At 40.2% G+C, this 14468-nt stretch carries 14 protein-coding genes; 5 read left to right on the top strand and 9 right to left on the bottom strand.

Annotation, left to right across the window (positions count from 1 at the left end; genetic code table 11):
- Window positions 1-6 precede the first annotated feature (6 nt).
- Complete coding sequence (locus tag P8610_RS09050; RefSeq protein ID WP_394604094.1) at window positions 7-1086, bottom strand: DUF4097 family beta strand repeat-containing protein; 1080 nt, start codon at window positions 1084-1086, stop codon at window positions 7-9.
- Window positions 1087-1175: 89 nt separating this feature from the next.
- Complete coding sequence (locus P8610_RS09045; RefSeq protein WP_394604092.1) at window positions 1176-1478, bottom strand: hypothetical protein; 303 nt, start codon at window positions 1476-1478, stop codon at window positions 1176-1178.
- 180 nt (window positions 1479-1658) lie between these two features.
- On the opposite strand from P8610_RS09045, the gene P8610_RS09040 reads away from it, so the two are divergent.
- A complete protein-coding gene (locus P8610_RS09040; RefSeq protein ID WP_394604091.1) occupies window positions 1659-1859 on the top strand; it encodes a hypothetical protein in 201 nt (66 codons plus the stop codon).
- A gap of 105 nt (window positions 1860-1964) precedes the next feature.
- Complete coding sequence (locus P8610_RS09035) at window positions 1965-2168, top strand: hypothetical protein (protein WP_394604090.1); 204 nt, start codon at window positions 1965-1967, stop codon at window positions 2166-2168.
- 289 nt (window positions 2169-2457) lie between these two features.
- Here P8610_RS09035 and uvrA read toward each other — a convergent pair whose 3' ends face one another.
- Entirely contained in the window at window positions 2458-5328 is a 2871-nt protein-coding gene (gene uvrA / locus P8610_RS09030; protein WP_394604089.1) for an excinuclease ABC subunit UvrA, read from the bottom strand.
- A gap of 6 nt (window positions 5329-5334) precedes the next feature.
- Window positions 5335-7311, bottom strand: coding sequence for an excinuclease ABC subunit UvrB (gene uvrB / locus P8610_RS09025; protein ID WP_289497578.1), 1977 nt, complete (start codon window positions 7309-7311; stop codon window positions 5335-5337).
- Window positions 7312-7564: 253 nt separating this feature from the next.
- Between uvrB and P8610_RS09020 the strand changes: the two genes are divergently transcribed.
- Window positions 7565-8437 (top strand): sulfite exporter TauE/SafE family protein, encoded by an 873-nt coding sequence (locus P8610_RS09020; RefSeq protein ID WP_394604088.1) that lies wholly within the window; start codon window positions 7565-7567, stop codon window positions 8435-8437.
- Between the two features lie 16 nt (window positions 8438-8453).
- Here the strand turns inward: P8610_RS09020 and P8610_RS09015 are convergent, their stop codons facing one another.
- A complete protein-coding gene (locus P8610_RS09015) occupies window positions 8454-8684 on the bottom strand; it encodes a DUF2198 family protein (RefSeq protein WP_289494479.1) in 231 nt (76 codons plus the stop codon).
- Window positions 8685-8928: 244 nt separating this feature from the next.
- On the opposite strand from P8610_RS09015, the gene P8610_RS09010 reads away from it, so the two are divergent.
- On the top strand, window positions 8929-9114 hold the full coding sequence (locus P8610_RS09010) for a hypothetical protein (protein WP_066245589.1): 186 nt from the start codon (window positions 8929-8931) through the stop codon (window positions 9112-9114).
- A 26-nt stretch (window positions 9115-9140) separates the two neighbouring features.
- Window positions 9141-9935, top strand: a complete 795-nt coding sequence (locus tag P8610_RS09005) for a serine/threonine protein kinase (RefSeq protein WP_394604087.1) — start codon at window positions 9141-9143, stop codon at window positions 9933-9935.
- A gap of 43 nt (window positions 9936-9978) precedes the next feature.
- Here the strand turns inward: P8610_RS09005 and P8610_RS09000 are convergent, their stop codons facing one another.
- The 4 genes from P8610_RS09000 to P8610_RS08985 form a co-directional block, all read right to left on the bottom strand.
- Window positions 9979-11361, bottom strand: a complete 1383-nt coding sequence (locus tag P8610_RS09000) for a DUF2254 domain-containing protein (protein WP_394604086.1) — start codon at window positions 11359-11361, stop codon at window positions 9979-9981.
- A 166-nt stretch (window positions 11362-11527) separates the two neighbouring features.
- Entirely contained in the window at window positions 11528-12013 is a 486-nt protein-coding gene (locus P8610_RS08995) for a GNAT family N-acetyltransferase (protein ID WP_394604085.1), read from the bottom strand.
- Window positions 12014-12036: 23 nt separating this feature from the next.
- Window positions 12037-12360 carry an MGMT family protein gene (locus P8610_RS08990; RefSeq protein ID WP_394604084.1) on the bottom strand — a complete coding sequence of 108 codons (324 nt, stop codon included), beginning with the start codon at window positions 12358-12360 and terminating at the stop codon, window positions 12037-12039.
- 78 nt (window positions 12361-12438) lie between these two features.
- Entirely contained in the window at window positions 12439-14058 is a 1620-nt protein-coding gene (locus P8610_RS08985; protein ID WP_394604083.1) for an ABC-F family ATP-binding cassette domain-containing protein, read from the bottom strand.
- Between the last annotated feature and the right edge of the window lie 410 nt (window positions 14059-14468).

Raw genomic sequence — 14468 nt, 5'->3', positions numbered from 1 at the left:
TCACCTCTATTTCGCTTTTAACACTACGACAGAGCCTGTTTTTGCTTCTGCTTCCAACTTAAATGGTGGCCAACTTGTGCCTTTATTCGCAATAAAAGAAAGAAACTTACGTGTTACTTCTTTCTTCTCTTCTCGCACTTCTACTGAATCAAAGTCACAGACAAATCCACCTACAATGGTCTTTAACACGGCATCAAGCTCTAACGTTTCTGGGAATTCAGTTTCTATTTTTCCCGTCACCGTCTTAAAAGATGCATATCCCTCTACAGCAGAGGCAAACCTGCAATAAATCGAACCATTGATCGTTTCAGAGCGAACTTGTGACGCATCAACAGTGAGTCGGACTGGACCATTCATTGTTTCTGCTTCAACATCTCTAAACTGACAATCGTTTAAAGTCAGCGAACCGTTAGCTGCAGTCGCCTTGACGTTCTCACCCGTACAATGGTTAATCGCAATGGCTCCTACAGTCGTTTTAATGGTTAGCGTTTTAGCATGAGAATCACTTATTTTAACTGGTCCATTAAATGTTGTTACTTTAATGTCATCATATGATTCTCTCGGGATCGAGATGACTGCGTTTACCTTTTGATGTTTGTTTCTTGAATAAAAACGCATCTTGGTCGCGTCACAATCATAGAAGGTTTCATTTCTGAATTTTGTTTTAGCTGAAGACCCTTCTGGCACTTTGTACACATGTGCATCGCATTCTACTTGCACATCTTTTCGATCCCAAGGCACAATCGTGACTGAGCCATTGTATACTTCGATGTCCATCGATTGAAACATTACGTGACTGTCTTGAAACACGTAGTGAACAGGTTCAGATGGCCCGAAGTTCAAATCAAAGTCAACCGTCTTAATACGTTTTACAACTCTGTCAAAAAACTTAGCTACTTTATAGCCGGATGTCGGCATTTTTACAGCAGTAGCTCCGTTAACGGCCTTCTTTTTGAGATTGAGAGAACCGATTGAAGTCAGTTGCATCTTTTTCTTATCATTAAGGGCATACAAAAGTTTCTCGGCTTCTTCAGCAGAGATTTTTCCTTCGTTCAGCATGTTTAAAATCATTTTGCGTTCTTCCATACTTTGACGCCTCCTTTTGGATTCCGTCACCGGCGTCGGCTGATTCTAAGATGACTGAGACTTTCCGGTATTACTTGTACTAAAGTTTGTTAGGATAGGATTACCTTTATTCCTTTAACAATATTCCAGATCATCACAATTAATGTCAGGGTACCGAAAATGAGTGCACTAATAATAATAGCGATAAGATGATATTGTGTTTCAAAAATAATAATAATGCCGAGTGGAACTGCGATAATTGGCAGCAGATGTGATAGAAATGATCTTTTGGCATGCTCCATTACTTCAGAGTCATCTGCTATAAAGTAAACAGCAATCGGAAATAGAAAAGGAGCAAAAAATAAACTGAAATAACAAAGTGCTGAAATTGCTTTTTTCGAGCCTTCCTTCATGAAACAAGACCTCCTGCTTTAATAAAAAACGATAGCTAAACGGGTATGCAAGCAAAAGGCATGTGCCTTTTTTACTTCGACCTCATAAAACAAACTTCCTTTATCTCTATAGCCATTCGACATAACTTCTAAAATTCCGTATCATAATGACATAAACAAACACCCAAAGGGAGCATAACATTGAAACAGATCAAAACGATAAGAATTCTCTTTATAGTATTGTCCACTCTTATGGTCACTAGCATTATATTCGGTGTGATAACGGAAGATGCCATGGAACTAAAAACATCAGATCGAGTGCTTGCAGGCCTATTCGGCTCGTTAATTGTTATTGGAATCAATTATGTAATCTATAAACTTCTTTCTAAGATATGGAAATAAAGACACCCATTTATTTTAAACGAAAAATGTCGTTTTGAGGAGAATTTGTTTAAAGTTCCATGGAAAAAGGAATGGATAAACAAATACGAACAGGAGTGATGTCTAATGGCTGAGACAAAAAAGAAGCAAGAAAAAAAGATGGACAATCCTGAACAATACAAAACAGATAAAGAAAGTTTGTTTGATAAATTTGAAAGTGAACAGAATGTCGACCCTATTCCGATGGAAGACTTAAAACAAGAAAAACGTGAAGAAAAGGATAAGAAGGGCACAAAGGATTCTTCTTCCTCAGAGGAAAAATACAAATAAAATCTTGGAGCACTTCCCGCTAGAGGGAAGTGCTTTTTTTATGCAAGTGGTTGATTTACATTTCTGGCGCTCCCTTTCCGCGGGGCAACCGGTGAGCCCCTTGCCACTTTGCGCCCTTAAGGGTCTCACCTGACCGCTCGTCCCGCAGGAGTGTCACACCCTACATTCCAATCAACTTATCAAAGAAGAGAAATGAACAAAACCACATAAAAGCATCAATCCTTTAGTAGAGTTCTATAAAAAAAGAGATCAAACCACGGATAATTTGGGTCTGATCTCTTTGCTTTCGCTATTTTACTGCTTCTTTTTCTTTTACCTTTTTAGTCATACGCTTCTTATCACGTTTTAAAATAGGCGCTAGATAACGGCCTGTGTGAGAAGCTTCGACTTCGGCAAGTTCTTCTGGCGTTCCTGCTCCAACGATTGTACCGCCCTTGTCCCCGCCTTCAGGTCCAAGGTCGACCAAATAATCACATTGCTTGATTACGTCAAGGTTATGCTCGATAACAAGAACGGAATCACCGTTATCAACAAGTCGCTGCAGAACAACAAGTAAACGAGAGATATCATCGACGTGAAGCCCAGTTGTAGGTTCGTCCAAAATGTAAATCGTTTTACCCGTAGAGCGCTTATGAAGCTGTGAAGCAAGTTTCACACGCTGCGCTTCCCCTCCTGAAAGGGTTGTAGCAGATTGTCCAAGTTTAATATATCCAAGACCTACGTCCAAAATCGTCTGAAGCTTTCGCTTGATTTTTGGAATATTGGCGAAGAACTCTACTGAATCCTCTACCGTCATATCTAAAATGTCTGCAATGTTTTTTCCTTTATATTTCACTTCTAATGTTTCACGGTTATAACGTTTTCCGTGGCACACTTCACAAGGCACATATACATCAGGTAAGAAATGCATCTCGATCTTGATAATTCCGTCACCACGGCACGCTTCACAACGTCCGCCTTTCACGTTGAAAGAGAAACGCCCTTTTTTATAACCGCGCACTTTTGCTTCGTTCGTTGATGCAAATACATCACGAATGTCATCGAATACACCCGTGTAAGTTGCAGGGTTTGATCGTGGTGTACGCCCGATTGGGGACTGATCGATATCGATAACTTTATCGATATGCTCAAGACCTTTAATCGATTTGTGCGCACCTGGTTTATCTTTTGCTCGGTGAAGCTTTTGAGCAAGAGCTTTATGAAGGATCTCATTTACGAGCGTACTTTTTCCTGACCCAGACACACCGGTAACACCAGTAAATAATCCTAAAGGAATCTTGGCTGAGACGTTTTTCAAATTGTTTTCTGTTGCGCCTTTTACCTCGATATATCGGCCATCGGGTTTACGTCGCTTTTTCGGAAGCGGAATAAACTTCTTCCCAGACAAATATTGTCCGGTTAATGATGCTGGGTCTTCCATAATCTCTTGTGGTGTACCTTGGGATGTAATCACACCACCATGTGCGCCTGCCCCAGGACCAATATCAATAACATAGTCAGCCGCAAGCATTGTATCTTCATCATGTTCAACGACAATTAGCGTATTACCGAGCGACCGCATTTCTTCAAGCGTTCGAATAAGCCGATCATTATCACGCTGGTGAAGACCGATTGAAGGCTCATCGAGAATATATAGAACTCCCATTAAACGAGATCCAACTTGTGTAGCTAAGCGGATACGCTGCGCTTCACCGCCTGATAAAGTTCCAGCTGCACGGCTCAGCGTGAGATAGTCTAATCCCACATTGATTAGGAATCCAGAACGATCCACGATTTCACGCAGAATCAGTTTTGCAATCGCACGTTCCTTATTTGTAAGTTCTAGGTTATCAAAGAACTCTTTTGCTTCTGTAATGGAAAGCGCCGTTGTTTCTCCGATATGTCTGCCATTGATTAATACAGACAGTGCTTCCTTTTTGAGACGATGCCCCTTACAAGTTGGACAAGGCCTTTGTGCCATATACCCTTCCATCTGTTCACGAATATAATCAGAGCTTGTCTCACGATAACGGCGCTGAATGTTACCTAGCACACCTTCAAATTGAATTTCATTCTTCCTTACTTGACCAAAGTCGTTTTTATAGCGAAACGTCAGATACTCTTTGCTGCCGTTCAAAATTTTATCCATCTGATCTTTTGGCAGATCTTGAACAGGAACATCCATATCAATACCAAAGTGGTTACAGATGCTTTCTAAAAGCTGAGGGTAATATTGAGAACTGATCGGTTCCCATGGTGCAATCGCGTTATCACGTAAAGAACGGCTCCAATCAGGAACAACAAGCTCCGGATCCACCTCAAGCTTAACGCCTAATCCATCGCATGATGAACAAGCCCCAAAAGGACTGTTGAATGAAAACAATCGGGGTTCAAGTTCGCCAATTGAAAATCCGCAATGCGGACAAGCGTGATTTTGAGAGAATAAAAGTTCTTCTTCACCCATTACATCGACTACAACACTGCCGCCGCCTAGATTGAGAGCAGCTTCTAAAGAGTCGGCTAAACGAGTAGCGATTCCCTCTTTAACAACAATACGGTCGATCACGATTTCAATAGAATGCTTTTTATTTTTTTCGAGCTTAATTTCTTCTGATATCTCACGCATTTCCCCATCAATGCGAACACGGACATAGCCTTGTTTCTTGATATCTTCTAACGCCTTAACATGCTCACCTTTTCGCCCCGATACAACCGGTGCCAAGATCTGAAGCTTCGTACGCTCAGGGTATTCTAAGATTCGGTCTACCATCTGTTCAATTGTTTGAGAGGTAATCTCTACGTTATGAATAGGACATACCGGCCGGCCGATTCGAGCGAACAGAAGACGAAGATAGTCATAGATTTCAGTAACCGTACCAACTGTTGAACGAGGGTTACGGCTTGTTGTTTTCTGGTCGATCGAAATTGCAGGTGAAAGACCTTCGATGGAATCAACATCCGGCTTATCCATCTGTCCAAGGAACTGACGGGCATAAGCAGATAGAGACTCAACATAACGGCGCTGGCCTTCTGCATAGATTGTATCGAAAGCAAGTGAAGACTTACCCGAACCAGATAAGCCAGTTAGAACAACCAGCTTATCACGCGGGATGGTAATATCTATATTTTTTAAATTATGGGCTCTTGCACCCTTAACTATGATGTTTTGATTGGTTGCCAACTGCAATCATCCTTCCGCTTTTAACTCAAGTATGAGGTCACGAAGCTCTGCTGCACGTTCGAACTGCAAGTTCTTTGCAGCATCTTTCATTTCTTTTTCCATACGCTCGATAAAGGCTTCGCGATCTTTTTTGCTCATTTTTTGCTTAGGAGCTTTTGATCCCGTATACGTTTCTGTTTCTTCCGCAGCTTGTGTTGCACGAATAACATCACGCACTTCTTTTTTGATGGTTGTAGGCGTAATACCGTGCTTTTCATTATGCTCCATCTGTTTCTGACGTCTGCGCTGCGTTTCATCGATTGCAATCTGCATGGATTTTGTAATTTTATCACCATACATAATCACGTGACCGTTCGAGTTACGCGCCGCACGTCCGATCGTCTGAATGAGTGAACGTTCTGAACGTAGAAATCCTTCTTTATCTGCGTCTAAAATAGCGACGAGTGATACTTCTGGGATATCAAGTCCTTCTCGAAGCAAGTTGATCCCAACGAGAACATCAAACACGCCGAGACGGAGGTCACGAATGATCTGAATCCGTTCGAGCGTCTTAATTTCAGAATGAAGATAGCGAACCTTAATACCTAGTTCAACAAAGTAATCGGTAAGATCTTCAGACATTTTCTTCGTTAACGTTGTAACAAGAACTCTTTCGTTTTGCTCGATTCTCTCATTGATCTCGCCAAGCAAGTCATCGATCTGTCCTTTAATCGGACGGACTTCAAGTGTAGGATCTAATAACCCAGTAGGACGAATAATCTGCTCAACAGGCTCTGGAGCATGTTCGAGTTCATACGGACCTGGTGTTGCAGATACATAAATATGCTGAAACTTTGTGTAACGCTCGAATTCTTCAAACGTTAATGGCCGGTTGTCTTTTGCTGAAGGGAGACGGAATCCGTGATCCACAAGCACCCCTTTTCTCGCTTGGTCTCCATTAAACATTCCACGAATTTGCGGAAGTGTAACATGCGATTCATCGATCACGATTAATGAATCGTCCGGAAAGTAGTCAAGCAATGTATAAGGTGTGGATCCTAATGGTCTCAGTGTCAGGTGAACAGAGTAGTTCTCAATTCCTGAACAAAAGCCCATTTCAGCCATCATCTCAAGATCGTACCTTGTTCTCTGTTCGAGTCGCTGTGCTTCTAATAGCTTGCCAGCTTCGTTCAGTTCTTTCAGGCGATCTTCCAGTTCCGCTTCAATGCGTTTGATCGCTACTTTCATTTTCTCTTCACGAGTAACGAAGTGGGATGCAGGGAAAATGGCAACATGATTGCGTTCCCCTAAAATTTCACCAGTTAGGGCGTCCACTTCTGTAATACGGTCGATCTCATCACCAAAAAACTCTACGCGTAAGCAATGTTCGTCACGTGAGGCTGGGAAGATTTCAACCACATCACCTCTGACACGGAACGTACCACGCGTAAAGTTAATGTCGTTACGGTTGTATTGAACATCGACAAGGTCACGAAGAAGCTGATCGCGGTCTTTCTCCATTCCTTCTCTTAAAGAGATCACCATGTCTTTGTATTCTTCAGGAGAACCTAGACCATAAATACAGGACACACTTGCCACAATAATAACGTCTTTTCTTTCGAATAACGATGAAGTGGCAGAGTGACGAAGTTTATCTATTTCGTCGTTGATGCTTGCATCTTTTTCGATGTACGTATCGGAATGAGCAATATATGCTTCTGGCTGATAATAGTCGTAATACGATACAAAATATTCAACTGCATTGTTTGGGAAAAATTCTTTTAACTCACTATAAAGCTGTCCGGCTAGTGTTTTGTTATGAGCAATAACAAGAGTCGGTTTGTTTACTTCCTGAATAACGTTGGAAACCGTAAACGTCTTCCCTGTTCCGGTCGCACCAAGCAAGGTCATACTCTTTTTCCCTGCATTAATATTCTCCACAAGATGCTTGATCGCTGCGGGCTGATCTCCTTGTGGCTGATAGTTAGATTTGATTTCGAACATCTGACTTTGACTCACAAAACCGAACCTCCGTTCCTAAAATCTGGTTACTCAAATTATAGCATAGCACCTAGCTAAAAACCTAATAATTACGAACAAATATTCGCAGAAGTTTCTGGAAAGAAATCAAAGTGTTATACTTAAAGATAGGCGCTTGTTGGGAAATAAATTGTGTGGGGTCTGACCCCATTTCCCGCAAGCAGTACCAAGGGTTGCGGGGAAATTGTAGCAGGTGTGTCCCCAAAAGGAGTTTAAAATGGAATTTTTCTATATACTGCTAGGTTTGTGCATCGGAATCTTTTCTGGCATTTTCGGTATTGGGGGAGGCTTTATTCTGACCCCCGTTTTAATTTTGTTCGGCATTCCGCCTCTTTCAGCGATCGGTACCAGTCTCATGTATTCAATCGGGACGAGTGTTTCTGGGGTTGCGGCGCATCTAAAATACAAGAATATTATATGGAAAACGGCCGCTGTTTTGGGATCAGTTGGAATTATCGCTACTCAAATCGCTCATCCGCTTGTGGTATGGCTTGAGAAGATGGGGTATGACGATACAGTAATCCCTGTGTTTTATATTGTGCTTCTTGCCTACTTTGCCCTTTCCCTGCTTTATAAGCAGTCAAAACGCAAGAATACAGCGAATGCATCCACTGAAATTCATTTTTCTTGGATCAAAGCAATCTTTATTGGATTTACAGGCGGGTTCATTTCTACAACATTGGGTGTTGGCGGAGGATTTGTAATGGTACCGATGCTCATCTCTTTAATGAAATTCCCTTCTAGAAAAGCTGTAGGCACGAGCTTAGTCAGTGTATTCTTGATTGTTACTGCTGGATTCTTGACGTATGCCTCATCCGTTCAACTAGACTATAAGCTCGGGATTTTACTCATTCTTGGCGCTTTAGTCGGTACTCAGCTTGGTGCAAAGCTTACGACTATCTATACAAGCGAACAGATACAAAAGTATTTAGGTGCACTATACATCACAATATTAATTTCAGTTGTCCTTAAACTTGTACACTTTGATAAAGTTGGACTTGGTGTAATTACACTTTATGTGTTAACGATGCTTGTTCATTTCTTTAAAAAAACGATTTCGCATACAAAAAGAAAGACGTCTACCTCGTGAAGGTGACGTCTTTTTTCTATCTTACTTTTCTTTTTTGTTTATTATAAATTTTGAGACCCAGGAAAAACCCTATGATCGTAAAAATGACAGCAACGATTTGGAGAGGTAAAGGCTGATTCAACCCATCAAAACCAAAAATTAAAATAATAATCGTTATTCCTAACGGCAAGTATTTTGTAAACAGCACTCTATTAAAAAGCAGCTGCAGAAATACAGGCAACAAAGCTGCAAAAACATACTCCAACATGAAACGAAAAACCCCTCTCCTTGAACAACCCAAAAACATAGCTTTTGTAAACGTTCATATATACCTCTCTAAATTTAACAAAACTCTCTAGACAAAAACAAGGAAATTATTGAGGGAAATAAATTGTTTGGGGTCAGACCCCATTTCCCAAGATGAAACTTTCTGTTTAAAAGTACGTACAGTAGGATATTGCTTAAAAGGCACGAATATCCTAAACAAACAGATCGAAGGAGATGGTTTAATCATGTTAATGAAGCTACTAAAATCGTTATTGGGACATAAAAGCTACAAAAAATACAGCAGTTCTGGTTACAAATACAAAAAGAAATATAAGAAATACAGCAGCAGTGATTTTGGAAAGAAACATTATGGCGGATACGGACACAAGCATTATAAGAAGAAAAAGAGAAGCAGCTTCTTTAGCAGCTGATCCTCATCTCTTATTAACAACTTATTATGATTACTGAATGGTGGAAAGGTCTTCAACGCTTGGTCTACGACAGGCCACTTAAGGCAGATTTCCTGATTCATGGCCGGTACAAAATTAAAGAAGTGCTTGGGATGGGTAGTTACGGGATAACTTATATAGCAGTTGATATTCAAACAAAGGAAGCAATCGTATTAAAGCAGCTCAGGACGACTAAAGCGAAAACAGACAGCGGTCTTCATTCTTTTCAAAGAGAGTCCCAAATGCTAAAGGCATTGCAGCACCAACACGTTCCAAAGCTTCTAGACGAATTTCAGAATGAACACGGCTTCTTTATCGCTATGGAATGGATCAATGGTGACACGTTTGAGGACTTGATTTTCCGAGATCAGAAAACCTATAGTGAAGAGGAAACGATACAACTATTGGTGGAGCTATTAAATATTGTAGAAAACTTCCACGAAAAAGGAATAATTCACCGCGATCTGCGAATCCCAAACATCATACTGCGCGATGGAAAGCTTCATATCATTGATTTTGGGCTAGCATGTTATGTAACTGACAAAGAAATTCAAGACCCAGATGATCATCCAGAGAAACTAAGAATGCGTGAAATATCCGTTATTAGTGATCTATTTGCACTCGGTCATTTTGCACTGTTTCTTCTTTATTCTTCCTATGAACCTCAATCTAGAAAGGAAAAAAGCTGGGAAGAAGAATTAGATATCTCACAGTCATTGAAAACCATTCTTCGCAAAATGCTGCAGCTGGACGAACCTTTCCACTCTGTTGAGAAGGCCAGAACCGCCATAACGAGTATTTAAAACCAAAAGCCCCCGAACCGTTTCAGGGGCTTTTTCGTGTGGACTAAGCTCTATTCTGTTTTTCTTTTTCCATGAACGCTTCAAACTCTTTTTCATGTTTTGTCGTTATCGCAAGATTATGCAGCGCACGGTGAAATTGCTGATCATCTAGTGTAAATAAGAAAAGATTTTCAAATCCGCTCGCTGTAAACACTCCGAATTCCCATACCGCGTTGTAATCACGCTTATTCAGAGATTTCGCCATCAAATCCAGGACTTTCAGTATTTCTGTGCACACAATGACATTATCTTTCGCATAGTGCCTGATATAACCAAAAGCATTATATAAATAATGATTAAAGTCTCTTTCCTCTAAAACCACACGCAGATTATTGTTTTCATCCACTAGATACTTTGAAAATATCGATCCCCGTGAAATGGATGCAAGTACTTCTCCAAGCTGATAGATAGCGTTAGTGGCTGTTTTTGGATCAAAATTCCCTAGTGATCTTATTGCGACTTCTACCAGTTTGTTTATACTGAACTCGATATCTTGAACTTCTGTCTGCCTTCTTCCAATACTTATTAGTGACAGATATTTCTGTTCATCTATTTCATTTTCACCTTTTTTCCAATAAGTGAGGAATGGTGTCGAAGCAAACACATAACTTCCGATCGTATACTCCAATCGGATAACAATATCATCCTTTTTAGCCTCTTTAATAATAGAAATAAAATCTACTAGTTGAATGAAGCCTGATTTTCCGGCTATTATCGTATTGCCCTTACTCTCACATATTTCACTGTTAACCGTAGTTAGATCGTTTACTTTATACGGATCCACTTCATCCTCTAGTGTACTTTTCACAATGGATAACGCTTCTTTTTTCATATCATGTGTCATCTGATTTACTTGCAGCCAGGCAACCGCGTGATTAATAAAAAAGATAAACGTCCCCATTGAAACGACAGCGATTAATGCAGCTATCACTGGAACTGCAAAATAATATTCTGCCATTCTTTTATTCAATAAGATAAAACTTAACAACATATAGACAAAACTGGATGTGAATATGCCTAACACTCGCTGTGTAGATTTACTCGCGATAAAATTTTTCAGCATCCTCGGTGAGAACTGTCCCGAAAATGTCGTAAAAACAACAAGGATCAAGTTAAATGTAAAAGTAGTTAACGTTAAGATAGCAGCAGTAAGTGTTCCAACCAGTGCCAAAGTTAAATCATAATCTACAGCAAAAAACGGTCTCATCTGGTTGCCTAAATCATATTTAAGATCAGAAGTTAAAGTAGCCGTTACTAATAAAGATGAAAAAAGGACGTAAAGAACAGGAGTGAACCACATGTTCGATTGAACCGTATGAGATAACTCTCTTTCTGACATCCTCGTATATTTTTTTAAGTAATTATCCAGCAAATTCATTCTAAACATATGTACATCCCCTTAAGAATAACAACCTTTATTTAGAAACCATTTAACCTATCCATTTAAGTTCCAATCCTATTGTGCCCTACTTCTATCAATTAAAATTCCCTAAGGTTTTGACCAAAAATAAAAAGCGGTTCTCAAAGGAGACCACTCTATACATAATCATTTATTAATTACAAAACGCTTGGATAATCATTCGCTCTTCCATTCTTTCCTCAAATTCGCTTTCTTTATAACTACCGATCACTTTTCTCCAAAAGATTTGAGCAGGTGTGTTTTTCTCGATCTGACATATTTCCCAGTTTCCTTTATGACTGTCAAACACTTGATGAGCAATCCGCTCACCTAAACCCGAACGCCGGAATTTTTTCATAATAAAAAACTCTGCGATCGACCAGTACTTCTGGTCTTCCTCCTCAACCTCTCTCACTAGAACAAAGCCCGCATATTCCCCGTTTGTTTCTATAAGATAAGGATACCTTCCGTCTTCTTCCCAATAGTGATCGAGATACGGATAACCATTAAACAAACCTGAATCCCCCACATTCATGTCTATGAACTCAGAGAAATCATAAAAGTAGAACTGCATTAAGTTACTTATGATTTCTTTATCTTGAATCGCCGCTTTTCTCAATATAGAACCTTTAACGCTCATATCATCGACTCCCCATGCATTCTCTAAATCGTCCATTCATCAACGGGTTGATAGCTGTACAATTCCATATCCATCTTGTTTTTCCCTTTAAACGTGACGCCTTCTTGTTCTAACAATGTTTTTTGCGTCATAAAAAATTCTTCATCCTCCATTGAAATCTCACCTTTTACGTTAACAACACGATGCCACGGAAGATTATACTTTTTACTCATCGAATGAAGAATGCGAACGACTTGTCTGGCACTGCGGGGATTTCTAGCCACACGTGCAATCTGGCCATAGGACATCACTTTGCCGTGCGGAATGCTTTTTATAATCGTAATCACATTTTCCGTAAAACGCTCCACACCTTTCTCCTCCTTTAAAAAAACATCTACAAAAAAGGAGTGCTAAATCTACGAACAGATTTAACACTCCTTACATTTTTATTGATACATAAGCTGACGCTGTTTTTTAAGATCTTCGTTAGCCAAGTACTCATCGTAAGACATTTGCTTATCAATGATTCCTTTAGGTGTGATCTCGATGATACGGTTTGCGATCGTTTCAACGAACTGATGGTCATGTGATGTGAACATCAATGAACCTTTGTAGCTGATTAAACCGTTGTTTAATGCTGTGATCGATTCTAGATCCAAGTGGTTCGTTGGGTCGTCCATGATCAACACGTTTGATCCGCTAAGCATCATCTTAGAAAGCATACAGCGCACTTTCTCTCCTCCAGACAATACGGACGGCTTCTTCATAACTTCTTCACCTGAGAAGAGCATACGGCCAAGGAATCCGCGAAGGAAGCTTTCTGTTTGGTCTTCAGGAGAGTATTGACGCAGCCAATCTACAAGAGTTGGCTCGCTGCCTTCGAAGTACTTAGAGTTGTCACGCGGGAAGAACGCCTGAGATGTTGTTACACCCCACTTGTAAGTTCCGCTGTCCGCTTCCATCTCACCCATTAGAATTTTAAATAAAGTAGAGATTGCGATCTCTTCTTTACCAACGAAAGCGATCTTGTCGTCCTTGTTCATGATAAAGCTTACGTTATCAAGTACTTTCACGCCATCAATCGTTTTTGTTAAACCATCAACACGAAGAAGGTCGTTACCGATCTCACGGTTGATGCCAAAGTTCACGTAGGGATATTTACGAGAAGACGGTCGGATATCATCTAAAGAGATTTTATCTAATAGCTTCTTACGTGAAGTGGCTTGCTTAGATTTTGATGCATTCGCACTAAAACGGGCAACGAACGCTTGTAATTCTTTAATCTTCTCTTCTTTTTTCTTGTTTTGATCTTGTGCCATACGAAGTGCTAATTGAGAAGACTCGTACCAGAAATCGTAGTTCCCAACATAGATTTGGATTTTACCAAAATCAAGGTCAGCCATGTGCGTACACACCTTGTTTAAGAAGTGACGGTCATGGGATACGACAATTACTGTGTTTTCAAAGTTAATCAAGAAATCTTCCAGCCATTGAATCGCTTGAAGATCCAAGTGGTTCGTAGGCTCATCCAGCAATAGAACATCAGGTTTGCCGAAAAGAGCTTGAGCAAGTAATACTTTTACTTTTTCAGATCCCGTAATGTCAGCAAGTTTCTTCGTGTGAAGATCTTCCTTAATGCCAAGACCTTTTAAAAGGATTGCCGCTTCAGACTCCGCTTCCCAACCGTTAAGCTCAGCAAACTCTCCTTCAAGTTCAGCTGCGCGCATGCCATCTGCATCAGAAAAGTCAGCTTTCATATATATCGCATTCTTTTCTTGCATCACTTCATATAGACGAGCGTGGCCCATGATAACCGTTTGAAGCACTTCTTGATCTTCGTATTCAAAGTGGTTCTGTTTCAAAACAGCTAGACGTTCGCCTGGCGTCATGTGCACGTCACCTGTTTGCGCCTCGATCTCACCAGATAGAATTTTTAAAAATGTAGATTTACCCGCACCGTTCGCACCGATTAAACCATAGCAGTTTCCTGGTGTGAACTTTATATTAACGTCTTCAAACAGCTTGCGGTCGCCGTAGCGAAGACCAACGTTAGTTACTGTAATCATATGGAAATCTCTCCTTTTATATAAAGCTGGCTGACGAAATCACTCAGCTTTCATAGAAATAATCAATCCGTCACATACAAAAATGCATACTTACTGATTGTATCATAAATCCACCATGTTTAACCTTACAATCTTGTACACTCTGTAAATAATTCATACTTCTTGAAACAAAAAAGCCATTTACCATTGTTTTAAGGCAGAAAGTCGACATTTGTCCCGCAAATATCGACTGCTATACCCTCAAAACCAACTAACAGTTATCACTCAAAATACGCTTATGCACCTTAAAGACGCTCTTTTCTAAAAGTGTTGCTTTCAAATTTTGTCCTCTATGATTGTTGATTAGAGTGTAAGGTGCGTGCCTACCACATGAGAAGCTTCTCGCTAGGCATGCGACGAGGAAGCTCACT

The sequence above is a fragment of the Fictibacillus sp. UD genome (genome assembly GCF_043558025.1).
Lineage (GTDB): Bacteria > Bacillota > Bacilli > Bacillales > Fictibacillaceae > Fictibacillus.
Note: the sequence above shows the minus strand (reverse complement) of the source record. Positions and strands in the feature narration are given on the sequence as shown.